At 41.0% G+C, this 25089-nt stretch carries 23 protein-coding genes; 18 read left to right on the top strand and 5 right to left on the bottom strand.

Annotated elements, in window-relative coordinates; genetic code table 11:
- Positions 1–18: 18 nt before the first annotated feature.
- The 6 genes from galK (at position 19) to PQO01_RS03990 (ending at position 6690) form a co-directional block, all read left to right on the top strand.
- Complete coding sequence (gene galK / locus PQO01_RS04015; RefSeq protein ID WP_274312758.1) at positions 19–1176, top strand: galactokinase; 1158 nt, start codon at positions 19–21, stop codon at positions 1174–1176.
- An 11-nt stretch (positions 1177–1187) separates the two neighbouring features.
- On the top strand, positions 1188–2204 hold the full coding sequence (gene galE / locus PQO01_RS04010) for a UDP-glucose 4-epimerase GalE (RefSeq protein ID WP_274312757.1): 1017 nt from the start codon (positions 1188–1190) through the stop codon (positions 2202–2204).
- 10 nt (positions 2205–2214) lie between these two features.
- Positions 2215–4032 (top strand): UTP--glucose-1-phosphate uridylyltransferase, encoded by a 1818-nt coding sequence (locus tag PQO01_RS04005; protein WP_274312756.1) that lies wholly within the window; start codon positions 2215–2217, stop codon positions 4030–4032.
- Between the two features lie 227 nt (positions 4033–4259).
- Entirely contained in the window at positions 4260–4841 is a 582-nt protein-coding gene (locus tag PQO01_RS04000; protein WP_274312755.1) for a peroxiredoxin, read from the top strand.
- 54 nt (positions 4842–4895) lie between these two features.
- Positions 4896–5486, top strand: a complete 591-nt coding sequence (locus PQO01_RS03995; protein ID WP_274312754.1) for a class I SAM-dependent methyltransferase — start codon at positions 4896–4898, stop codon at positions 5484–5486.
- A gap of 55 nt (positions 5487–5541) precedes the next feature.
- On the top strand, positions 5542–6690 hold the full coding sequence (locus tag PQO01_RS03990; protein ID WP_274312753.1) for an LptF/LptG family permease: 1149 nt from the start codon (positions 5542–5544) through the stop codon (positions 6688–6690).
- Position 6691: 1 nt separating this feature from the next.
- Here PQO01_RS03990 and PQO01_RS03985 read toward each other — a convergent pair whose 3' ends face one another.
- Positions 6692–9427, bottom strand: a complete 2736-nt coding sequence (locus tag PQO01_RS03985) for a hypothetical protein (RefSeq protein WP_274312752.1) — start codon at positions 9425–9427, stop codon at positions 6692–6694.
- A 223-nt stretch (positions 9428–9650) separates the two neighbouring features.
- On the opposite strand from PQO01_RS03985, the gene lipA reads away from it, so the two are divergent.
- The 4 genes from lipA to PQO01_RS03965 all read left to right on the top strand — a co-directional run bounded on the left by lipA (position 9651) and on the right by PQO01_RS03965 (position 12270).
- Positions 9651–10550 (top strand): lipoyl synthase, encoded by a 900-nt coding sequence (gene lipA / locus PQO01_RS03980; RefSeq protein ID WP_274312751.1) that lies wholly within the window; start codon positions 9651–9653, stop codon positions 10548–10550.
- A 112-nt stretch (positions 10551–10662) separates the two neighbouring features.
- Positions 10663–10818: a small basic protein gene (locus tag PQO01_RS03975; protein WP_274312750.1), complete on the top strand. Its 156-nt coding sequence runs from the start codon at positions 10663–10665 to the stop codon at positions 10816–10818.
- A gap of 66 nt (positions 10819–10884) precedes the next feature.
- Positions 10885–11820, top strand: coding sequence for a CDP-alcohol phosphatidyltransferase family protein (locus tag PQO01_RS03970; protein WP_274312749.1), 936 nt, complete (start codon positions 10885–10887; stop codon positions 11818–11820).
- 30 nt (positions 11821–11850) lie between these two features.
- On the top strand, positions 11851–12270 hold the full coding sequence (locus PQO01_RS03965; RefSeq protein ID WP_274312748.1) for a DUF3859 domain-containing protein: 420 nt from the start codon (positions 11851–11853) through the stop codon (positions 12268–12270).
- 30 nt (positions 12271–12300) lie between these two features.
- On the opposite strand, the gene def is transcribed toward PQO01_RS03965, so the two are convergent.
- From def to PQO01_RS03945, 4 genes are all read right to left on the bottom strand, one after another.
- On the bottom strand, positions 12301–12894 hold the full coding sequence (gene def / locus PQO01_RS03960; protein WP_274312747.1) for a peptide deformylase: 594 nt from the start codon (positions 12892–12894) through the stop codon (positions 12301–12303).
- Positions 12895–12896: 2 nt separating this feature from the next.
- Complete coding sequence (locus PQO01_RS03955; RefSeq protein WP_274312746.1) at positions 12897–14501, bottom strand: Rne/Rng family ribonuclease; 1605 nt, start codon at positions 14499–14501, stop codon at positions 12897–12899.
- 15 nt (positions 14502–14516) lie between these two features.
- Entirely contained in the window at positions 14517–15491 is a 975-nt protein-coding gene (gene fmt / locus PQO01_RS03950) for a methionyl-tRNA formyltransferase (RefSeq protein ID WP_274312745.1), read from the bottom strand.
- A gap of 212 nt (positions 15492–15703) precedes the next feature.
- Positions 15704–16153, bottom strand: coding sequence for a YaiI/YqxD family protein (locus PQO01_RS03945; RefSeq protein ID WP_274312744.1), 450 nt, complete (start codon positions 16151–16153; stop codon positions 15704–15706).
- 132 nt (positions 16154–16285) lie between these two features.
- Here PQO01_RS03945 and PQO01_RS03940 point away from each other — a divergent pair, with 132 nt between their 5' ends.
- The 8 genes from PQO01_RS03940 (at position 16286) to PQO01_RS03905 (ending at position 25038) form a co-directional block, all read left to right on the top strand.
- Positions 16286–16888: a hypothetical protein gene (locus PQO01_RS03940; protein ID WP_274312743.1), complete on the top strand. Its 603-nt coding sequence runs from the start codon at positions 16286–16288 to the stop codon at positions 16886–16888.
- A 149-nt stretch (positions 16889–17037) separates the two neighbouring features.
- A complete protein-coding gene (locus tag PQO01_RS03935; RefSeq protein ID WP_274312742.1) occupies positions 17038–17328 on the top strand; it encodes a hypothetical protein in 291 nt (96 codons plus the stop codon).
- Between the two features lie 252 nt (positions 17329–17580).
- Entirely contained in the window at positions 17581–19164 is a 1584-nt protein-coding gene (locus PQO01_RS03930; protein ID WP_274312741.1) for a glutamate--tRNA ligase, read from the top strand.
- Positions 19165–19176: 12 nt separating this feature from the next.
- On the top strand, positions 19177–20640 hold the full coding sequence (gene der, locus PQO01_RS03925) for a ribosome biogenesis GTPase Der (protein ID WP_274312740.1): 1464 nt from the start codon (positions 19177–19179) through the stop codon (positions 20638–20640).
- A gap of 122 nt (positions 20641–20762) precedes the next feature.
- The gene (locus PQO01_RS03920) at positions 20763–21440 is read left to right on the top strand and encodes an ABC transporter ATP-binding protein (RefSeq protein WP_274312739.1); all 678 of its coding nucleotides are present in this window, start codon (positions 20763–20765) and stop codon (positions 21438–21440) included.
- A complete protein-coding gene (locus PQO01_RS03915; RefSeq protein ID WP_274312738.1) occupies positions 21440–24001 on the top strand; it encodes an ABC transporter permease in 2562 nt (853 codons plus the stop codon). Before PQO01_RS03920 ends, PQO01_RS03915 begins: the two co-directional genes overlap by 1 nt.
- 90 nt (positions 24002–24091) lie before the next feature.
- Entirely contained in the window at positions 24092–24583 is a 492-nt protein-coding gene (locus PQO01_RS03910) for a DUF3332 family protein (RefSeq protein WP_274312737.1), read from the top strand.
- Entirely contained in the window at positions 24580–25038 is a 459-nt protein-coding gene (locus PQO01_RS03905; protein WP_274312736.1) for a DUF3332 family protein, read from the top strand. Before PQO01_RS03910 ends, PQO01_RS03905 begins: the two co-directional genes overlap by 4 nt.
- Positions 25039–25089 lie beyond the last annotated feature (51 nt).

Below are 25089 nucleotides of genomic sequence, written 5' to 3'. Positions count from 1 at the left end.
GCCTGTAAGAAGTAGACCATGAGCCAAAACAACACACAACTCTTTTCCGAAGCTTTCGGCACATCCCCCGAACTTCTCGCTCAGGCCCCTGGCCGTCTAGAAGTTCTTGGAAACCACACTGACTATAACGAGGGATTTGTTCTCTCCACTGCGGTAAACTGCACAACTCAAATTAGCTTCCGTAAAATTGAAGGAGAAACTTGTCAAGTTTCCAGCCCCTTCATGAACGACGGTATTCGCGAATTTAAACTCAGTGGAATTGCGGAACCTGCAGAAGGTAAAGATTGGACCAATTACATTCGTGGAACAATTGTCGCCCTCCAAAAGCGCGGTCATGAACTTGGTGCGTTTCAGGCTCTTGTTACTTCAGACGTCCCCCTATCAGCAGGTATGAGCAGTTCTGCTTCTCTAGAAATGGCTCTTGTCACCGGACTCGATGAGCTGTATGGCCTCGGTCTATCCAACAAAGAGAAAGCGATTATTGGTCAGGCGTGTGAAAATAATTATATCGGCGCCAATACCGGACTCATGGATCAGCTCACCTCACTCTCAGGCGAAGAAGGGCAACTTGTTATCAGCGAGTATCGCGATATTACCGTCAATCATACACCTCTTCCCACTGAACTAGCATTAGTTGTACTCAACTCTCATGTCGCCCACGACCTCAGTCTCGAATACAACGAACGTCGTGAGCAATGTGAAAATGCCGTAGCTACACTACAAAAATTCCATCCAGAGATCACAGCTCTACGCGATGTCAGTCTCGAACTTCTACTTAGTCACAAAAATGATCTCGCTGAAAATGATTTTAAACGTGCGCTCCATGTAGTTGGTGAAAACACCCGCGTTGCTCAAGCTCAGGAATTCTTAAAAAATGCGGACTTCGCATCTTTTGGCCAACTCCTATTTGACTCACATCAAAGTTCAATGGATAACTTTGAGAATTCCTGTCCAGAACTTGATACTCTCGTTGAAATAGCTAAAGCCTCTCCCCTATGCCTAGGTGCACGTCTCAGTGGTGGTGGTTTTGGTGGAATCTCCATTCATTTAGTAAAAAGTAGCGATGCCGAACAATATGCGAATGAAGCCGCACTTGTATATAGAAATAAATCGGGTAAAGAAATTCAAACAATTATCTGTCAGGCTGCCCAAGGCGCACTGACAAAAAAAGTCTAGGAAACGATCTTATGAAAAAAATACTTGTTACAGGTGGTGCAGGATATATTGGCTCCCATACTTGTCTTGAACTTCTCAACTCGGGCTATGAAGTCGTCGTTGTTGATGACCTCTCAAATTCGGTAACTGAATCTCTTAGTCGCGTAGAGAAACTCGCCAATGGCAAAAAAATATCTTTCTATCAAGTCGACCTCTTAAACAAAGAAGCCTTACACGATGTTTTTGTAAAAGAAGCCAATGTTCATGCCGTCATTCATTTCGCCGCAAAAAAAGCCGTTGGTGAATCGGTTGAAAAACCACTCTACTACTACTCCAATAACATCACTGGGTCCCTTAACCTTTTCGAAGTTATGAAAGCAAACAATGTCGATAAAATCGTCTTCAGCTCATCGGCCACAGTCTATGGTGATCCTGAGACAGTCCCAATCAAAGAAGATGCTCGCATTGGCGCTACCAACCCCTACGGGCACACAAAAGCGATGATGGAACAAATTTTGATGGATACCGGGAAAGCAACTGACTGGGGCGTTGCACTCTTGCGCTATTTCAACCCAGTAGGTGCCCATGAATCTGGCACTATTGGCGAAGACCCAGAGTACCCCAATAACCTTCTTCCCTTTGTTAGCCAGGTAGCTGCAGGTATTCGCGAACAAGTTGCCATTTTCGGCGATGACTACGACACTCCAGATGGTACTGGCGTACGCGATTACATCCACGTCGTTGACCTTGCTCAAGCCCATGTGAAATCTATCGAAAAACTAGATAGCCAAGATAAAGGTACGCTGATTTATAATATTGGAACTGGCCGTGGTTATTCTGTCAAAGAAATGATCGAAGCTTTTCGTCGTATTTCAGGCAAAGAAATCAAAGCTGTTGTGGCTCCACGTAGAGAAGGTGATATTGGCGAATGCACTGCCGATGCTAGTCTTGCCAATAATGACCTTGGCTGGCATGCAAAGTATGACCTTGATGATATGATTGCCTCCGCATGGAAATGGCAATCACAAAACCCCAATGGCTATAAGTAAGGATTCACTCATGTTTGATCAAACAGAACTCACAGAATTCAAGGCCAACTGGACTCTGTTCACTGACTCTCAACAAGAACTCTTCACGAAGCTAATCGAGAATAATCAGTCTCACCTTTTTGCTGATTGGGATGCTCCAGGTACGAATGATGATGCAAAAGTAAACTTTGCTGAGACACTTGAAAAAACTAATACCAATTATCCCGGTGGCCTAACTGCATATATCACCAACGCACAAAAACTTCTTGCAGAAGCAAAAGAAGGAAAAAACCCTTTCGAAGGTCTCACACCCGAGCAACCTAGTAAAGTTGACCTGTCAGAATTTGGTGCTGAATACGACCGTTACGAAGCACTCGGTGTAAAACAATTTGAAAAAACGGGAATCGTCATGGTTGCTGGTGGCCTAGGTGAACGCCTTGGATACAACGGAATCAAGATTGATATTGCAGTAGAAACCCTCGAATCCACAGCTTACATTTCTCACTATGCGCAATGCATCAAGGCTATGGAAGCTCGCATGACTACACCTCGTTCAGTTCCTTTCATCATCATGGTCTCACGTGATACTGGACCAAAAACGATGGAAACTCTCGAGAAAAACAATTACTTTGGCCTTCAGAAAGAGCAAGTACACATCCTCCGTCAAGAACTCGTCCCTGCTATTGCCGACAATGAAGGTTCTATGGCTCTAAAAGACAAATATGAACTTATCTTAAAGCCTCACGGTCATGGTGACATTCATATGTTGCTTTACACAAGTGGGCTTGCTAAAAAACTTCACCGTGAAGGAATTGAGCATTTCCTCTTTATTCAGGATACCAATGGCCAAGTCTTCAATGCAGCCGCTGCAGCCCTTGGCGTATCAGCTGAAAAAGACTATGACTTTAACTCAATCGCTGTAAACCGCGTTCCCGGTGAAGCTGTAGGTGGTCTCGCTAGACTTGTTGGCGAAAATACTGACCTCACTCTCAACGTGGAGTATAACCAGCTTGATCCACTCCTTCGCGCCACAGTAAGCCCAGAGGGGGATATCCCTAACGAACAAGGCTTTTCTATGTTTCCGGGCAACATCAATGTCCTATGTATCAAATTAAGTTCTTATGTCCGTATCTTAGAGGCTTCTCAAGGCATCATTGCTGAATTTGTTAATCCAAAATATGCCGATGAGAGTAAAACTACTTTCAAGAAACCCACTCGCCTAGAAACGATGATGCAAGATCTACCAAAACTTTTTAGCCCAAATGAAAAAGTTGGTGTTTCTATTTTTGCACGTGAATGGTGTTTCTCTGCCAATAAAAATAATATTATCGATGCGGCAGCCAAGTACGCAGCTGGGAGCCCCCCCGAATCCAGTGCTACTGCTGAAGACCACTTCTATCTCGTGGGGCGTCAACGCCTCAGAGAAGCTGGTGTCAAGATTTCCGACGCTGACCAAGAGCTCATCCTTGGAGTCCCTTTCACCCTCGGCCCTAAAGTCATTTTACGCCCCTCTTTTGCCATGACTGTCGCAGAAGTCAAAAACAAAGTCCAAGGTGGTTCACTTTCAGGAGAATCAACTCTAATACTCGACGGCCAAGACATCAAACTCGATAATGTAGCACTTTCAGGTTCAAGTGCCTTAGTTATTAAAGCCTGCCCGGGAGCCAAGGTCACTGTGAAAGGATCCTTCAATAATGATGGTTATAAACTGGTAAAGCTCAGTGAAGATGAATGCTCTGTCAGCAGTTCTATTCCGGAGTACCTCAAAATCAGAGCTTATAAGTTTATCAGCCGCGGTGCTGCCGTTTATGAGTTTAAGGAACCAGGAGAGTACACGGTACAAGAATAAATCAATGGACTGAATCACTCTGTGATTCAGCCTATTTTTTCTCTCGAGCCAAGTTCAACTAGCCTTAGATTTATTGATTTTTCAAATAAGTTGAAAAAAAACTTAATTTAAATCAATTTTTAAAGGAAAAAATTTTTTTTCCTCAGCTTTGGTGTTACCTTTGTTCTGCAATCGTGTCCATTGAGGCACGTCTCATTGATAAAGTATGAAATTCAAAGGAAAATACCATGGCTGTATTAGTTGGTAAGCAAGCTCCTGACTTCAGCGAAAAAGCTGTTAAAGGTCAAGAAGTTATCGAAAACTTCTCTCTCTCACAATTCAAAGGAAAATACGTTGTACTTTTCTTCTACCCATTAGACTTCACTTTCGTTTGCCCTACTGAGCTTCACGCTTTCGAAGCAAAACGTGCTGAGTTCGAAGCTAAAGGCGTTGAAGTTGTTGGTGTTTCAACTGACTCTTGGTTCTCTCACCTCGCATGGCTCAACACTCCTAAAAATCAGGGTGGTATCGAAGGCGTTGGTTATCCAATCGTTTCTGATTTCAACAAAACAATCTCTGCTGATTATGACGTACTTCTCGGTGGTGGCATGGCTCTCCGTGGTCTTTTCCTCATCGACAAAGAAGGCGTAGTTCAACACCAAGTTGTTAACAATCTCCCACTAGGACGTAACGTTGATGAAGCTCTCCGCATGGTTGATGCACTTCAATTCTTCGAAACTAACGGCGAAGTTTGCCCAGCAAACTGGAACGAAGGCGACAAAGCAATGAAGCCTAACGATGCAGGTCTTAAAGAATACTTCGCTGAATAAGCACTAAGTTCTCTTTTTAAAAAGCGGAGTCTATACTCCGCTTTTTTTATTCCTATGACTGAAGAAACTAATATAAATTGGTACGATCAACACGCTAGTGATTATTGCGACAAGGCAATTCACGAAGATATGAGTTGGCCCTATGCCGATTTCTTGGCTCATCTAGCCGAAAATCCCGCAAAAATCCTCGACCTAGGCTGCGGCTCCGGACGAGACTTACTTTACTTTAAAAACAAAGGGCACGCAGTCGAGGGACTCGATGGGTCTAAGGAAATGTGTAATGCAGCTCAAAAACTCATTAAAGCTGAAGTTCTCCACCAAAAATTTAGCCAACTAGATCTCGGCCCTAATAAATATGATGGGGTCTTCGCTAATGCCACACTTATGCATGTCGAGCCGCAGGATAGACTCAATTTCCTCAATCAAATTTTTGACTCTCTACGCAAAAATGGTATTTTTTATGCTCATTACCCCAAAGGTTCGGGTACGCAGCAATCCCTAGATGGACGTACTCTTCGTCTCACTGAAAATTGGCTAAAGCTCTGCAACAATTTTGCTTGGACCCTTGAACTCACTCAAGGGCGACCAATATTTTTCACCCCGGAAGAACAAACGTGGCAAGCCATTCGGTTTCGTAAAAACTAAATTTGACATTACTTTTCTCAGCAACAGAAAAATGACCCAAAAATAAGCTTGGACTATGAACATACTTAATCGCCATATTTTAAAGAACCTACTATATATTTTCGTAGCTTCTCTACTCGTCCTCACCTTCATACTTGTGCTGGGCTTAATGATCAAAATCCTCAGTCGCTTAGACACCTCTGTTTCACAGTTCTTCATCTTAAAGATGTTTATCATGCTCCTACCTAAAATCCTTGCTTACGCTATACCCATTGCTAGCCTGGTCAGTGTCACTCTAGTCTTTAGCCGAATGTCTGCAGAAAACGAAATTACTGCCATGCGGGCATCGGGCATCAGTCTTTGGCAAATTGTCAACCCCGCTATTTTACTCGCTTTGGCATCATCCGCTTGCTTGTTTTATTTAAATATGTTTGCCGTCCCTCATCTTGAGGCTAATCGAAAATCCATGATGAAAGGTGAATTACTATCAAATCCAAATACTTTTTTACGTGGTGGAACTACCATTGATTTAGGGAAATTGTCTGTAGATATTGGAGAAAAACAAGAAGATGGCCTACTCAAAGATTTACGTGTTATTGAAGTCGACCATGCCAATGGAGTAGTCTCTAATCAGCTTTTAGCACAAGAGGGGCGCATTATTGATACCGACGAAAACTCCTTTACCATTGAATTTATTGATGTGATCATTCTCGATAACAACTGGGAGTTCACCAAAACTAAAGACAAAAAGCAAAAAGATTTGAGTGGAGTAAAGGTCACTCGCTTACCCAATGCCAATACTACATATACATTTTACACCAATGACGAACTCAACAGTGGTAACTTACGAAAACGAGCTAAATACCTTAATATTAAAGAGATGATTGCTCGTTTAGCCGTTTTAAAAAATAAAGAGCAGACTAAAACAGTCCGCCGTGAGCACACTGACCTGCTCTACAATTTAAATAAAAACTTAGCCCTGTCCTTTTCACCCTTAGCCTTTTTACTTATGGCACTCCCATTTGGACTACGCTCAAGTCGCTCAGAAACAAGTGTTGGTCTCTTCATTAGCTTAATGGTTATGATGACTTACTACGCAACCATTCTAATTACTGGTGCCTTCGATAAACAAACAGCCATGCACCCCGAAATATTGGTATGGCTACCAAACATTATTTTCCAGAGTCTCGGCTTAGGTATGATTGCTTTTAAAGTTAGTCACTAAATTACTTTTTAGCTTCCATTCTAACTTCAGTTCTAAAGCATTGCGGACGTAAATTAAACTTACTGTCCTTGAGCTTTTGAATAACAGCTTTCGTTTGCGGAATACGCATACTGTAAACTTTTGTTTTACCTACAAATTCCTGCCAATACTTATTAATAATGAGCAAGTCATCTTTTGTTTTAAAGAGTTCTGGAATCGCAAATGCCGATTCATAGGCTTCACCAACTTGTGCTTTTTTGAATAAAGACTTTTCTCGATGATCATAATAGAGTATCATCGTCAATAGATAAAATTGCATTTTAAAGGGTGCAAATAACTCCTCTACCATAGTGATAAAATCTTCAGCTAATTCACCAGTAACTAACAAGCGATGTGCTAAATTATTTCTCTTTAGAATCTTAAAGTCAACTATATCTTTATCGTATTTTTTATCTTTCTTTTCACACAGACTATGTGCTAAAGCTAAATAAATTGATTCTAGAACTTTTTCAAAATCTCCAGTTTCATACTTATATTCATTTTTCTTGACCAATACTTCGCGACTAATTTTTTTGCTTAAATGTAAATCATTCTCAAAGTGAACTTCTAAGGCGAGAAAATGTTTTTCTCCATCTCCCATTTTGATCCAGCTATTAGAGACTTCTTTCCGGTTGGGAATAAGTAAGTCTTGCTGGGTATTAACCTTCTCAAAAACATCCATGGATTTATGTTCACTTCCACCTAGGTCAGGCGAAATAGCCCCTAAACCCAGCTCAAATTTACCATCATCACAAATTGCCCAACGAGATTCACGTAAACCCTCATAAATAAAGTAAGGACTAAGACCACCCTGAACATCAGGCATGACGGCAATTATATCCCACAAATGAGCTGCTGGCAGTCCCATGTCTTCTGTATCGCCTAATCTATGCCCCAAACGAGCTCGTAAGATCTCCGAGTTTGTTACCGTTAGATTGAAAACTGTGTTAACACCGAGTCCATTCCATTCATCTAGCAAGACCTCTCGATTTGCCAAAATACACAAAGTCGTTCCATCAGCCAAAAGACTGTTAACTAACCAAGTCCAAAACGCTTGAGTGAAGCCCTCTCCCTTTATCTTAAAGTAACAATAAACACCATCATCATTTCTCGTCATTTGAAGGTGCTTACCATAAAGGTCGATATAATGCCCTATACTCTTCTCCATTCGACTAGCAAAGCGAGGATTGCAATAAAGCATATTTTCCCAAACCACGACGGGATTCATCTGAACTGTAACTAAATTTTCTTGGCACTTCCAAAAAACACTCATCAAGCCACAAGAATCTGCATTAGGTAAACCTGCATCTAAAGCATCTTGTGAACTATCGGTAAAGTCGGCAATGACGAGCCCTCTGAATTTATCTCCAGTGGCTTCCCATTCTTTTTCCATCAAACTCAGCAAACGATCTTCTTTAGCGCTAGTTCGCCCTAAGAGATTATTACTCAAAGATGAATAAGGTCTAATTTCGTGTTCCGTTAGTAAGTAACCTACTTTTTTAACTCGTGAAATAAATTGCTCGGCATACTTATGATCATGCTCATCTTCGGATTCAAGTAAAACATTAAAAACGTATTCGCGGTAAACTAATAAATTCCCTTGCGGTTGTTCGGTGGGAACCTTCTTTAAATAAACCTCCCAGTCCGCCCCATCAATGAGGTCATGTTCTCTACCGTAATACAATACTGAACTCGTCCATTCTTGACGACGTGCCCAGTTACCTAACATATCCTTCGCTAAGTGTCCAAGCTCTGATTTTATATACTGATTCAAGGTCAATTTGGTTCTATGACCATAATTGATATCTTGAATTAGGTCATGTAAATTATCAATCACTTCCTCAATCGCTTTTGCTGACTGACGATCAGGTTCAACAAAACTAATTAATTCGCGCCATGGGCGACAAGCGCCATCAACGGACAGGCTGGTCAAACTCAATTCGGTAAATCGCGTTCCAAAGAAATTTTGTCTCTGTTGATGAGCTAACTTTGTTCCAAAAGCCTCTTCAGGCTTAAATGTACTAAAGCCTATAAATGGGCAAGGCATTTTCTCATCCATTTCTCTGAGTAAAGTCATCCAAGCCCCACCCAAACGAGCCGCACCATCGGCAATAACTAAATCAAACTTTTGTTCTGACAAAATATCTAAGGCTTGCCCGAGCTCTTCTTCAATAATCTGTACGTCACCTTCCATCAGGGGACTCAAGCCAGTAATATATTCATCAAAATTGACGCGCTCTAGATTGCGAAGGACTTTATCCATTTCTAAAGATGCATCAATATCACCAGAACTCAGTTCATCCCCTGCGTACGCACTGATTGACGAAATCTCTCTTAAGTGTAAGCGACGTGATTCAACCTGTTGACTCGATGTAATCTTAAAACATGAACCAAAATAATTATAGGGAATTAAGGGCATGAGTGGAAAACCCAATTCACATGGCTCACCAAAAATTGTTCTTTCATCCACACCTTCTTTAAGACGTTTGCGAAAGACGCGCTCCCAAGAACTTGTCGCCACTGAGTCTGTAACGAGAATCAAAGGACGTAAATGTTTACTTCTACAAAATTCTATAATCGCATTAATAATTTTTTCATGCATAGGGGTTACGACTAAGCGATGCTTGCTTGTCGACATAATTTCATCCAGGGTACCGCCTACCACTCCCAATACATGGTCTGCTTTGCTAGGATTTATGTTATTCCATAAATCAGACATTTTTCTCTCTCTATTAAATTTATTGTTCATAAGATACGTTGGCAAAAAAAACTTGGCAAGATTCTCAGAGAACTAGAAAAGCGATATGATAAGAAATAATCAAGCTTTTTACAAAGAAAGTCACTTTTTGAGCTCAAAATTTCCTCTTATAAAAAAGGCGTTAAAAATGTGAAAATTCTAAAACCTGATTCATAGTACGTGAAATTAATTCAGGAATTAAATCATGGCTGATAAAAATCAGAAACGCTTACCAGAATGGATTCGCGTAAAAGTTAATCGGGGTGGCAATCGCGACGAGCTAAGTAACGAACTGCGAGATCGCAAATTAAATACCGTATGCGAAGAAGCTAAATGCCCCAATCTCGCTGAATGCTGGCACGAAAGAACCGCAACATTCATGCTCCTTGGCGTCAACTGCACCCGCGCCTGCCGCTTTTGCGCAATCGGTTATGACAAACCTGAACCTCCAGATCCCAATGAACCTGGCAATGTTGCTGAAACCGCAGAAAAAATGGACCTTGAATACGTTGTCATCACTTCCGTTGCTCGTGATGATCTTGAAGATGAGGGTTCGGATCAGTTTGCAAAAACTATTCGCGCCGTTCGCGAAAAACTCCCAACTGCAGGCATTGAAGTCCTCACTCCAGATTTCAATGGAAAAGAAGACCTCATTCGCATGACTTTAGACGCGATGCCCACAGTCTTTAATCACAATCTAGAAACTTGCGAGCGTTTATCTCCGCCAATCCGTGGACGTGCTAAATATCGCCGAAGCTTAGAAGTCCTCAAAAATGCAAAAGAATGGAGCCAAGGCAAAGTTCTCACAAAATCTGGCATCATGGTAGGACTTGGCGAAAGTGACGAGGAAGTCATTGAGTGCATCAACGACCTGTATGCTGCCAATGTTGACATCCTCACTATCGGCCAATACTTACCCCCCTCACGCAAACATTGGAAACTAGATCGCTACGTTCGTCCAGAGCAATTTGAAGAGTGGAAGGAATACGCTGAAAAACTAGGTTTCAGTGCCGTCGCAAGTGGCCCTATGGTTAGGTCCTCATATAAAGCTGGTCAATTGATTAAAGCTAAACTAGAAGAACAGCAATTAAATTTAAAAAATTAGTTTGACAAAAAACCAAGCTACGATACTTTCAACACTCATCTAATTTCCCATCAGGTTTGGATATCTTTTCGATGTACCTGAATATGAAAAATTTTAATACGGAGACACACACATGTCTATTCACAGAAGTTTAAAAGTAAAAGGCAACATTGCCGGTAAAAAGAACGTACTTAAGCGTTTCGAACGCGTAGACCAACTCATCAAAGAAGGTCGTCTTAAGCCAGGTGATCAAGTTTTAGGTCTCCCAAAAACTAAAGTTAATATCTAAGACTTTAAAAAGACTTTTCAAAAAAGACAGGTATTTTAACCTGTCTTTTTTTTTCGCGAGATTCCCATGAGTACAGAACACACCATTAAGCACACCCAGCTTCACAAAAAGATCCCTACCCTATTAACCTTGGGCAACTCTTTATGTGGATTTACGGCTATTTTATTAGCCTTACAAGCTTATGAAAAGATCCTCACAAAAAACTCTAACGATCACTTCGAAATCATTTCCCACAACGCAAACACCACGATCATGCCCTATGTTTTTGCTGCCTGTGCTTGGGTAATCATTGGCGCAATGATATTTGATGCTTTAGATGGCTGGAGCGCTCGCAAACTCAATGCCACCTCACTTCACGGTATTGAAATGGACTCCCTAGCAGACATGGTCACATTTGGAGTCGCACCTGCAGTCCTAGTCTATATATATGCTCACGTAACAGTCTTCCTTGGCTTTGCTGAAGTCAAAGATCTTGGCTTTATCCGACAAGACAGACTCTTCTGGTTAGCCGGAGCTATGTACATGGGTTGTGCAGCCCTGAGACTCGCCCTTTATAACGCCATGGAAATGGAAAGTAAATTCAATCCCAAAAAAGATGAAACTAAAGCAAGCGACTTTAGAGGTATACCATCGCCTGGTGCAGCTTCAGCCGTATGCTCCATTGTCATCATGGGTACAACTGAAGCAAACCTACCCGAATGGCTAATGACTTTCTTCCTCCCTATCTACACGGGATTCCTCGGTTTATTAATGATTAGCCCCATCCCATACCCCCACATGGCAAAATGGCTAGTCTCACCAATAAATCGTTCACGTAAAATTATCATCTTGCTACTTATTATAGTGGTGGGCACTGCCGAAGTCATTCGTTACGGTAGCGGACCAAAAATGACTGCAGCCGCACTCATCAACCTTTACGTCCTCTCTGGGCCTATCATGCTTATCTTAAGCAAAATCAAGGGCCACAACATCTCCGAAGACGAAGATCTCATTAGTTCATAAGCACAGCAGAAATAACACTTAACATATCTTATGGCTCGTAAAAAACCCTCTTGGAAAATGCTTAGCTATGGCGTTCATAGCCACTGGGACAAAAGCAGTAAAGAACTTCCAAAACTAAAAAAATTCACTTGGGAAATCCCCGCAAGATTAAACATAGAATTTGGCTATGTTCTCAACATCAAACAAGCTCGCGGTAAAAAGCTTGAATTCACTATTGACCACCCTGATTTTATCGATGACAAAACGGGTGAAGTTGCAGCTCCATTCTGTGGTGAAATGTACGTCAGATCTAATGATTGGGATTTCTTTCTTGGAGACACACTGTGGTCTCCGATAGAAGACAAGGTTGGTACTTGGACCTTAACCACAAAGCTTGACGGTGAAGTCTTAGTTAAAAAACGTTTCACCATAAAAGAAGATAATGGCCAATTTGTCGATTGGAACATTTAAAAGCCCCGTCATTACAACGAGGCTTTAAACTTATTTACGTTTTTTTGATTTACGCTTCTTTAAGGCTTTCTCTGTCTTCATCCGCAACTGTTCTAATTTCTTAGCTACGAGTTTAAGATCATCCTTTTCTGCCCTATCAGTGAAGAGCACTCCATCTAAATGATCGATCTCATGCTGCATACAGCGAGCCGTTAAGCCACCAAAATCCGCTTCAATTATTTCACCATCCAAAGTCTGTGCGCGAAGCACTATGTTGCTCGGACGGACAACAGAAGCATTGATCTGAGGTATTGACAAACAGCCCTCTTCAAAGGAAATATCTTCACCTGATGTAGATAGGATTTCAGGATTAATTAAAGCCACAGGCATCTTTGGACAAAGAGCTTTTTCTCCATCACTACCATATGTATCTCCCTCAAAATGGGTGTCTATGACGAAGACACGAAGGCTTCGACCGACCTGCGGGGCAGCTAAACCAATGCCGTTCTCTTCGTACATAGTATCAACCATTTCCTCGACAAGCTCACGAATACTGTCATCAATTTCAGCAATTGGCTCAGCTACTTGCCTAAGGACAGGGTTACCAAATTTCTTAACATCAAGAACATGACTTCCCGAAGGCATGATTAACGATACTCCTTCATAGAGTTAGGGTTAACTACTTTAAAGTCTTCTACATGCAAACTATCATCCGAGCGGAAAGATAAATTCCCACCAAGTGACTTCTCCATATTTCGTAAAATACGTGCATCTTCATCACGCAAGCGATGTAAAATATCAGGGTGACAAATCACGCGAACTTCAATCTTATCTTTCGACCTTTTCAACAAGGCTTGAAGCTTTCTTTGAATTTCAACTGACACTGAGACCATTGATTTAACTACACCCTTACCTTCACAGTTTGAACAAGGTGTATACAAGGAGTCTTTAAGTGATTGGTGCTCACGCTGACGGGTCATTTCTAAAAGGCCTAATTGTGAAATAGGAGAGATCTTAGTCTTTGCCTTATCGTGCTGCACAGCTTTCTTAAGAGCACGATAAACTTGCATTTGATCCTTTTTCGAACGCATATCAATAAAGTCAATCACGACTAAGCCGCCAATATCACGTAAACGCAACTGACGTGCAATCGCTTCAGCCGCTTCAAGGTTTGTCATCAAAATTGTTTCTGGGTGGTCCTTACCCTGACGTGCTTTACCTGAGTTAATATCAATTGCAATCAAAGCTTCAGTCTCATCGATACAGATATAACCGCCCGATGGGAGACTTACTTGACGCTCAAAAATAGAGTCAATCTGCTTAGCAATTCCAAAGTGCTGAAACAAAGGTTTATGCTGATTATGATGCTTTAACTTATCTATATTAACATCAGAAATCTTGACAATTGTCTTCCTGAATTTTGAGTACGCATCATGGTTATCAATCCAAACTTCATCCACAGAATCAGTCAAAAAATAACGCGTTGAGCGCGACATAAGATCTGGCTCTCTATAAAGACAATAAGGAGCACGCTGAGTCTGGCGATTACGCTCCATTGTATCCCAAATATCCAACAACATTTCGATATCATTATGGAAATATTCTTCTGGCTTACCATCACCTAAGGTACGACAAATACAACCCATTCTCTCTGGAAGGCTCATCTTGCGTAAAATATTGCGTAGACGATCTCGCTCTTTATGATTCTGAATGCGCTTGGACACCCCAATGTGACTCGTATGAGGAAGCAGAACTAAGTAGCGACCCGGAATACTCAAATTGGTAGTGACACGAGGCCCCTTAGTACCAATTGGACCTTTAGTTACCTGAACAATAACTTCTGATCCAACAGGGAAAATCTCGGGTATACGCTCAATTTCTTGACGCATACGCTCTTGCTCATCATTGTCTTTGGATTTCATCGACTTCTTGATGGTGCTACGGAACGAATCACCAATATTAGCATCCATAGCCGCCACAGTGTCTTTAGACATAGCATCTTGCTCAAAAAGACCATCATTGTAGGCTGCTGGGATCATATCCCAATAGTGTAAAAAGGCGTTTTTCTGAAAACCAATATCAACAAACGCTGCTTGTAGTGAGTTTTCTAAGTTTTTAATACGGCCTTTGAAAATTGAACCAACTAGACGCTCTTGATCATAACGCTCTACTTCATATTCTGTGAGAGTGTTATTCTCAACCATAGCTACGCGTGTTTCTAGCTGTTCTTTATTAATAAAAATTTGTTTCATTATTTTTCCTAAAATTTAACTATTCCCCGAAGTCAGGCTATCTCCATTTTTTAGCCCAGCTCCAAGCAAAAAATCTTTTACATCCATCTCACGTTTCCCTTCCGGTTTCACCCGGTGAACTTGTAATAAGTCTGAGGAAGAACAGGCCACCTTTAAACAGGATTCTTCTAAAACGACCTCACCTGAAGTTCGATTCGAAGAGCTAGACTCACAAGCACTTGCTTCACATATCGCAAGTCGCTTCAGTTTGTCTCCAACTTGGTAATAAGTCCAAGTTCCTGGCCAAGGTTGGCAGGCATAGATTTTTCTAATATTTGACTCAACAGTCTGATCCCAATCGATGAGACCAAAACTTTTGTCAATTTTTGAACAACTTGTAGCTGTATCATGATTTTGCTCAATGGCTTTTAAACCATTATAAACCACGTCCTGAATATCATTTACAAGTTGTTTTGCCGCTATTTCTGCGAGCTTCTGCTCCAGTGAACCTGTCGTTTCATTTTTATCTAGGTTCACTTTATGAGTTCGGTAAACTGCTCCCGTATCCATACCTTTTGCCATTTGCATCATTGAAACACCACTTTCTTTTTCACCGTTTAAGACGGCGGAAAATATAGGTGATGCTCCTCTGTAGGATGGCAAAATTGAAGCATGCACATTCAAACACCCGAAGGGAGCTAAATGCAACAAGTTTTCGCGTAATAGCTGACCATATGCGATGACTACAACAATATCGGGCTTTAGTGAAGCAACATAATCGACAAATTCTTGGGAACTTACCTTTTCCGGCTTGTGTACGGAAAAGCCCTCAGATTCAGCCCAAGCAGCTAGGGGTGAGGGGGTGAGCCGCTTTTTACGTCCCGCGGGTCGATCAGGTTGCGAAGCCACACCAAGTAATTCAATCTCAGAAGATTCGTGCAAGGCAGCCACTGCTGGAATACCTATTGAGCCCGAACCCATGAAAAATACTTTTATTGGTGCTTGTTTCATCAAAAATTGTTTCCTTTGTAATACAAATTATATCAGCTATGAAATTTGCCATAGATGAGCATTTTAACAAACCCCTATCTTAGCGATATATATTTAAAGTCATGTGTTTTTTATTAAATAAGTTAAAAAAGGTCTCGTTTTCAAGAACTTCTCTTTTTATTTAATTTTTTCTCTTACAAAAAATACAACTTATACTAAGCTCACTTAGAGCTTCATTTAGCGTGTTTAGTTAGAAAACGATCCAATGCATTAGCAAACAGCTCTGCATCTCTTTGAGAAAAAGGTGGTGGACCACCGGTTTCAACCCCCATCTGTCTTAAGTCAGCCATAAAGTCCCTTACCGAAAGACGTTGCCTTATATTAGCTTCCGTATAAAGTTCACCTCGTGGATTCAAGGCGTAAGCACTTTTTTTAACGCATAGATCCGCTAAGGGGATATCTGCCGTAATCACTAAATCGCCCTCTTCGAGCAACTCAACGATTTTCATATCAGCCACATCCGCACCTTGCCCCACTAAAATAGATGAAACATACTGAGAATTAACAGGCTTAATGTATTGATTCGCCACTTGAATTACCTGAATTTTTTTACGATCCGCTGTACGCAAAAGGTGCTTTTTTACCAAATGCGGACAAGCATCTGCATCAATATAAATCTTCATTATCCCTCAAAATTCTATTAAGAAAAAATAGCAAAAACACAAATTTAAGCACTTCAAGCCTTGATCACGAGCACTAAATCGGTATATAATAAGAATAGGAAAGGATAATATAGGTAAAGATAGGAGATTACTATGCTTTTATTAAAGAAATACCCAAAGCATTTTTTGTTGATGATTTCATGTGCCCCGTTCATACTAATCGGTGCTGGTGTTCTAGTTCTTACTCTTGCAGGAATGAGCTGGTATTATGCCATAGGCGTAGCCCTAATTGTAGCAGGATTAAAATTCCCAGTCACACGCATCAATACCCTCGTCATGTACAGTATTTTCCAAAAACACCTCTGCGAACTCCAGGACGACAACTGGATGGGACTTTTCCTAGAAGACTCAAAAACTTCGGATAAAATAAAATTAGTGCCAGATGACATTGCTTTAATCACCAAAGAAGGTGAAAACTACTACATAATCACTTCAAACCAAAACAAAACACAGTTCCCTATTGAACAAACCAGTTTTGAAAATCTAAGTCAAAACGAGCTATTCTGCAGTATTAACTGTCTCGACAAAAATGGCAACAAACTATTCCCTTTTATGATTTCTCCCGTGTACACTGGAGACAATTGGTACATCGCTAGCTCTGGGCAAAAACGTTTTGAGTGGTTCATGACTTGGCTTAAATGCACCACAGAAGAAGCACATTGCCATTCAGATGATGAAATCCTTCATCTGAATTAGGCGAGGCCATTCAATGATCAAAAACACCTCTAGTAAAAGTTTTTTCAAGAAAAAGGCCAATTCAGAAGCCATGAACTCTTCATTTATATTTGAATTACAAGATCTTAAGCGCTAGCTTTTAGTAATTAATTTTTGAGGAGTCAACAATAATGAAAAAATTCATACTAACTATTGGAGTGATTTTACTATCTAGCTGCTGCGCGACAAATGAATTTGTTAATTCTGAGATCGCAGAATCTAACGAAAACTACAAAAAAATCTCTGCTAAAACACCAATCTACATTGAGAATGAAACACAAGAATGTGACAAAAAAATTCGCGACTGGACTGTAAGAGTCAACGAACACGGAAGAGATCGCAGCAAGAAGTTCATGGCTCGCCTAAGCAACTTCATATCGCGTGAGAGTCAGAAAATGTCAGACTTAACACACTGTGACTAAAATCTGTGTAAATATTTTTTAAAAAGCCGAGTTTATCTCGGCTTTTTTATTGCCCATTAACTCACAAACTCCCTCTCGATAAGTAGATTTTAAAATCACTAATCACCTTAGGGAGCAGAACTTAAGAATATTTTCAAAGCTACTTTCTGTGGTAAAAAAACATTCTTGTGATATGTATGCGCACATTATTATTTTAATAAGGGCTTAATCCCTTTCAATTTTCAACTCAAAACTGAATTACGAGAACTAAAAATGAGCGAAGTTAGAGTTCGATTTGCCCCATCACCAACGGGCAATGTACACATTGGCAACATCCGTGCCGCAATTTTCAATTACCTATTTGCAAGAAATATGGGCGGCAAATTTCTCCTGCGTGTTGAAGACACCGACAAGGAAAGAAGTACACAAGAAGCCGTAGACGCACTACTCGAATGCATGGAGTGGCTCGGCCTTGATTACGATGAAACGCCCCTATATCAAAGCACACAAGAACAGCATCACCTCGATATTGCAAAATCACTCCAAGATAAAGGTCATGCATACCGTTTCGTTAAAGGCGAAAACGAAGTGACACTCTTCCGCATGCCATGGGACTTAGAGAACTATAGCTGCATTCGCAAAATCGATCAACAAGAGTTAGCTCTTCATGCTGACGTAGCACTTGAAGTCGATGCTGGAGGGGTACGCTTTGCTACAATTTCTCGCAAAGGCAAAGCCGTCCCAATGGAAGCCTGCCACGCTGGTTACAAAGATTTAAAAGTATTCGACGCCGACGGCAAAGAAATTTTTGACTTAAACTCTAACTATGAGTCCATCATCAATGACGAGCAAAATGTTAATATTACTGATGGCTCAAAAATCACCTGGACTCGCCATAGCGTTTTCTTTAATGACATCATTAAAGGCGAGCTCAGCAAACCTTTAGACAGTATGAAAGATTTAGTCATTGTTAAATCCAATGGCTCTCCACTCTTTCACTTAGCTAATATCTGCGATGACATCACACAAAACATGAGCCACATCATCCGTGGCGACGACCATGTAGAGAACACTTATCGCCATGTCTTGATCTACGCTGCCTTAGGTGAAAAAACTCCGCAATACGCTCACTTACCAATGATCGTCAACAAGCAAGGCAAACCTTACTCTAAGCGTGATGGCGATGCTTTTGTCGGTGACTTCCGCACTAAAGGCTACACAGCCGAATGTCTATTTAACTACCTCTTATTATTGGGTTGGTCTCCTGGAGATGAAGAAAAATGTAGTCGTGAAGATGCGATTAAACTCTTTCAATTAGAAAAAGTCAAAAGCACTGCAGCACAAATGGACATGGACAAACTCTTCAACCTCAACGGCCAGTACTTAGACGAATTAAACGACGAAGAATTCCTTTCACTCGTCAGCCCTTTTGTTAAAGAATACTCTTGGTATAATGGCGATGAAAAACTATTAAAAACTGTCTCCTCACTAATGAAGAGTCGAACTAAACTTGTTACTCAATCTGAAACTTGGGAGTACTATTTCCAATTAGTTGAGCCAAGCGATGAAAAACTAATCAAAAAAATACTCGGCAAAGAAGGCATGAAAGAAGCACTTTTGGGATGTGCCGAAACTCTCGCTACTATTGATTTCAATAATTCTAGTGAACTCGAACAAGCCCTAAAGACTTCTGCTGAAAACGCCGGTCTCAACCCAGGAAAACTCAACCAGCCCGTACGCTTTTGCGTTACTTCTGCCAATGGCGGAGCTGATTTAATGGACACACTCGCACTCATTGGCAAAGAAGAAAGCATAAAACGTTTAAAGCACAACGCAGAGAAATTCTGCCTCGCTTAAAGGAGCCCTACAATGAGAATGCAAACTCAAGCCAGTAAACTTCCCGTGGTCACTATCGTGGGACGCCCCAACGTGGGCAAATCATCCCTCTTTAACACACTACTCAGAAAGCGCATTGCTATTGTTCACGAACAATGTGGTGTAACGCGTGACCGCGTCGCTCAGCCCGTAAGCTGGAATGGCTACCGCTATCAATTAGTTGATACGGGTGGACTTGGCGTTCTCAGCGACGAAAAAAATGTCGAATTCATGGACGATCAAATCCGTATGCAACTAAAAGTTGCGGTTGAGAGCTCCGACATCATGATTATGCTTACTGATGTGAAAGATGGAATCACTGAACTCGACCGCGAAGTATGCGCCTATTTACGTAAACACGACAAGCCCATCATTCTTGCCGTAAACAAATGTGATAATTTTGAATTAGAAGACGAAGCTAGTGTTTTTTCAGCTTTAGGCTTCGAAAAAACTCACGCTATCTCCTGTAATCATAAGTCTAACTTAGATGCGCTACGCGAAGATATTTGCACTTATTTCCCTCCTAGCGAAGAAGAAGATGAAACTAGTCCAGATTTGCGAATTACTTTAGCTGGTCGCCCGAATGTAGGTAAATCTTCTATCGCTAACCGCCTCCTTGGCGAAGAGCGAGTGATCGTTTCTGACATTGCAGGAACAACTAGAGATGCCGTCGACATCCCATTTGCCTTTGACGATGAAGGCGAAAGTCGCAATGGATTACTCGTCGATACAGCTGGCGTAAAGAAAGCTGGAAAGATCGATAATCTCGTCGAAAAGTTTTCTATGATGAGAACAGAAGAAGCGATCAAACGTTCGACTGTTATTTTATTTGTCATTGACATGTCTCAAGGCGTTACTAATGGCGATAAAAAAATCGCCAATACTATCAAAGCAGAAGGGAAACCTTGTGTCGTTATTGCCAATAAATGGGATTTGGTCAAAGCCGAAGCACCTAAGCAGAAATTTTTAGATGACTTAGAGCACGATCTCCCCTTCATGCGTTACTGCCCTATCATCTTCACTTCATCAGTGGACGGTAATGGCTTCCGTGACCTACTGCCTGCCACGCTTCGTATTTTTGAGCAATCACTCATCGATATTCCTACGGCACTTCTCAACCAAGTTTTACACGATATGGTTTTGCGAACTCCCCCACCATCAACTGGTAAAGGCTTTTTCAAAATCTATTACGCCACTATGGTCAAGAACCCTCCCGCGCACTTTATCATTTTCTGTAATAAGAAAAATTATTGCCAGGATCACTACAAACGTTTCATAGAAAAAACTATTCGTAATGCCTTTGGTCTCTCAGGCATCCCAATTGAAATCGAATACCGTGAACGCACACACCTCCAAGAAAAGTTTCGTGAAAACGATTCACTGCCTGGGGAAGTCAAAGAAAAAATGGCCAAAGACCGTAAAAAAGCTTGGCGAAGATCCAAAAAATACCGCAGTTAAACAATCAAATGCTAGCCTTCGCGCTAGCATTTTTTATTGATAGCTCTTTTTCATTATTTTATTGTGCTTTTCCATCAAGTTCGAATATAATAGCTTATCATTAATTCAAAGGATCCATAATCATGAAGCAAACGATACTCAAGGTCAACAACCTATGTAAAAGTTATTTCATGAATAAAACAGAATTAAAAGTCTTGGATTCTGTAAGTTTCTCATTAGAAAAAGCGGAATCTATTGCGATCACTGGTCCTTCTGGTAGTGGAAAATCAACCCTCATGGGATTATGCGCAGGCTTGGACAACCCCGATTCAGGCGAAATCATTCTTTGCGACCAAGACATAAACTCCATGAATGAAGATGAGCGAGCTCTTTTGCGCCTTTCACAAACCTCGTTCATTTTTCAATCCTTCCACCTGATGCCCACCTTAACTGCCCTCGAAAACGTCATGGTTCCTTTAGAATTGCAAAACAATGCCAATAAAGAAACCAAAGAACGCGCCCTCGAGCTACTCTCTAAGGTCGGCTTAAAAGAACGCCAACATCACTTCCCCTCGCAATTATCCGGTGGAGAACAACAGCGTGTCGCTATAGCACGCGCCTTTATTAACCAACCAAAAATTTTATTTGCCGACGAGCCCACAGGAAATCTCGATAGCCATACTGCGTCCAAAATTCAAGATCTACTATTTGAGCTCAATCAACAATTATCTACTAGCCTTATCATCGTCACCCATGACAATGATTTAGCAGCCAAAGCTAATCGCACCTTAAAAATGAAAGCCGGACAAATTTCCGAGTAATGATTCAGTTCATTTCAAATCTCTTTAATCCTTGGACTTGGATTATGGCCAAGCGCGAATGGCATAGTCAAAAAAAACACCTAAAGCTCTACCTACTTTGTATCTCAATAGGGATTGCCGCACTGGTATCCATTCACTCACTAGCGTCTTCTGTCCGCAGCTCCATTGACTTACAATCACGTAGTTTACTCGGCTCTGATCTCAGCTTAAAATCACGCTTCAAAATGGATGAAGCATGGCTCCTCGAAATCGAAAAAAAAATGGGTCCATCTTTAGCGGAACGCCGTTTTGCGGGCATGGCAAAATTCTTAAACTCCAAACAAGCTCCCCGTTTAGTACAAGTTCGAGCCATCTCCCAAGGCTACCCAATTTATGGCGAGATCAAAACCACACCACTGGGTGGCTCAGAATTACTGCAAGGTAAGCACTGCTTAGTCGAAAGCTCTCTGCTCATGCAATACAAAGCTAAGGTTGGCGACAAAATTCAACTCGGCCAAAGCACCTTTACGATTGCCGCACAAATTGAATCACTCCCTGGGGAAAGTGGTGTCTTATCTGAACTGGCCCCACGAATTCTCATACCTTTTCAAGATATAGAAAGCACTGGGCTCATCTCCTTCGGAAGTCGAGTTCAATACCTAGAGCACTACGCTTTTCCAGAAGATATTAAGCAACAAGAACTCATTGGAGAGATCAAAGCTCAAGCAGAAATGAAATCAATACGCGTCGAAACCTCCATGAGTCGACAAGAACGCGTGCGTCGATTGAGTACCAACCTCTTCTCATTCCTTAACTTTAGTGCAATCCTCGCACTCACTTTAGGAGCTATTGGCGTTGGCAGCGCCATACATGTCTACATTAACAAGCAACTCAAAAGTGCTGCTATTTTAAAGTGTATGGGTGCGAAAAAGAGCCAAATATTTGCCGTCTATATCCTGCAAATTTTTCTCTTAGGTATTATCGGATCCTCTTTAGGTGTTTGTCTAGGTATCGCTATTCAACTGATACTTCCACAAGCCATCCAAGCCTTCATCCCTTTTGAAATACAAAGCCAAGTCAATGCTTCTAGTATTATTCTAGGCTTACTTGCGGGAACACTCATCACACTCCTCTCATCTCTTCCCTCACTCAAAAAAATAACTTTACTCAACCCCCTACAAGGTTTACGACCTGAAACCATCCAGCAAAATAGCAGCAGGGGGTTTAACTTTATTTTTTATCCTATCTGCATAATTTCGACCTTATTACTCACCACACTTTCTTCTCACAATACGAAAACGGGGATATATAGCGGAATCACTTTAATCATTATTATTTTCTGTCTAGCTGTTTGCGCCAAAGTCTTCCTTAGCATAATCAGGAAAACACCTATTTCCTTTATGCCTTTCACGTTTCGACAAGGCTTAAAAAACCTATTCCGTCCAAACAACCAGACTCACACACTCATCATTTCTTTGGGCACAGGCGTCTTCGTTATCGCTCTTCTCTTTTTACTTAGAGAAAACCTTCTTTACCAAGTTCGTAAAACAACACAGGACACCAACCCAAACTTTGTCCTCTTTGACATTCAACATGATCAAAGCCAAGATTTAAAAGCACTACTCAAAAAAGCTCAAGTCCCCATCCTCCAAGAGGTCCCGATCATCGATTTGCGATTACGCAAAGTCAATGGACTTGAGATTAAGAAAATCATTCAAAACAACTCCTCCCTACCCAAGGAAGAACGTATTCCTCATTGGACTCTAAGCCGAACTTATCGCTGCACCTATCAAGAACAAATCCTAGACAGTGAGAAGTTAATCCTAGGTGATTTTATTGGGTCTTTTGATGGAGATTTTGAGCAAGAACGTATCCCAGTTTCTATTGAAAGTGGAATGATGGAAAAACTCAAAGTGAAAATTGGTGATACCGTGGATTTTGAATTGTCAGGCATAGAACTGCCTTGTGTTATTACATCTGTTCGCGAGGTAGAGTGGATGCAAATGAGACCCAACTTCTTCTTTGTTTTTCCAAGTGGGCCATTAAATGAAGCCCCTCAAATGCAAGTCATTGTCTCACGATCAGAAGATCCTAAAAGCACCAATAAACTTCAAACAGAGATCAACAACCAATTTCCTAACATCTCTTTCCTAGACTTAACTCTTGTCATACAAACTCTTACTTCTTTACTGGACAAACTGAGCATCGCCATACGCTTTATGGCTGGCTTCAGCATTCTCACTGGCTTTGTCATCTTAATCTCTACCTTAAAACTTAGCCAAGATCAACGACAAAAGGAATCTATTCTTTTAAAAATCCTTGGTGCGAGTAAAAAACAAACGCAATTAATTCTTTTATCAGAATTTACTTTCCTTGCGATCATCAGTACCAATGTCGGTTGCCTAATCGCCTACATTATCAATCATTTAATTGGAACATTCATATTCGAAAATTCGCCTCCAATTCAACTGTCAATCTTACTCATTTCTAATGTAGCCTTGATTATCATCACTTTAATTATTGGACTCATCAACTCAAAGAAAATTTTCAGCTCACCCTCTCTGGAAATATTGCGAGATTAAAAAGCGCTGGTTTAACTGTAAATTAACTTTTGGCCTGCCTGTTTTCACTCCTGACAATTTATCTTTAGATAATTATAAAGGAGCTATACTTTGAAAAAATATTTCTGTTTGTTTGGTATATCCATGATGCTGACGAGTTGCATGGGGACCATGGGCCTAAGCGGCAAAGTAAAAAGGTTTAACTTAGAAGTAACAGAAAACCGCTGGGGACGTGAAGGCTGGTTCTTGGGCTTACATCTAATTTGGGTATATAGAATCTGTGCCGTACTGGACCTATTGATTTTCAACTCCGTTGAATTTTGGTCTGGCACCAATCCACTCAACGGCAAGAGTCCTCTAGTAGACGTCCCTTTAGAACAAGTCAAAAAAATGGGTTTTAACGATATTGACGGCGCTCAGATCAAAAAAATCAGTTCTAATGAAGCTAAGCTTTTTATTGACTTCTCAAATGGTGACCATGTTACTTTCGATGTCATTCGTACTGGTGACAAATACACCATAAGCTTAATGGGGAAACAATTTTTCGAGGGCCAAATTGGTCAAAATGTCCAAGAAGCACAATATGCAGGAGTCGTAAAATGATTAAAAAATTCACCTACTCACTCCTAGCTGCACTCACTTTTTGTGGTTGTATGGGCCACAATGGCTTATCAGGAAAAGTCGCTAGATTCAACCTAGAAGTAACAGAAGATCGCTGGGGACGCGAAGGCTGGTTCCTCGGCCTCTGGATCACACTTATTTACCCCATATCAATGATCCTAGACCTTTTAATCTTCAACTCGGTAGAATTTTGGTCGGGAGAAAACCCCATCAATGGTAAAAGCCCCTTAGTTGACATCCCCATCGCACATGTTGAAAAAATGGGCTTTACTAACATCAACAAAGCCCAAATTGAAAAAATAAGTTCAACAGAAGCAAAAATGCATCTTGATTTTGATAATGGCGATGAAATTACTTTTGATATACACAGAACTGACATGACTTACGTCGTCAGCTATAGAGGTGTAGAATTCTATACAGGTACAATTAAGGAATAACTTTAAGTTATAATTATTTCTATAATTAACGCCTCGCTCCACATCGAGGCG

This window comes from Lentisphaera marina, assembly GCF_028745505.1.
In the GTDB taxonomy this organism is placed as follows: Bacteria; Verrucomicrobiota; Lentisphaeria; order Lentisphaerales; family Lentisphaeraceae; genus Lentisphaera; species Lentisphaera marina.
Note: the sequence above shows the minus strand (reverse complement) of the source record. Positions and strands in the feature narration are given on the sequence as shown.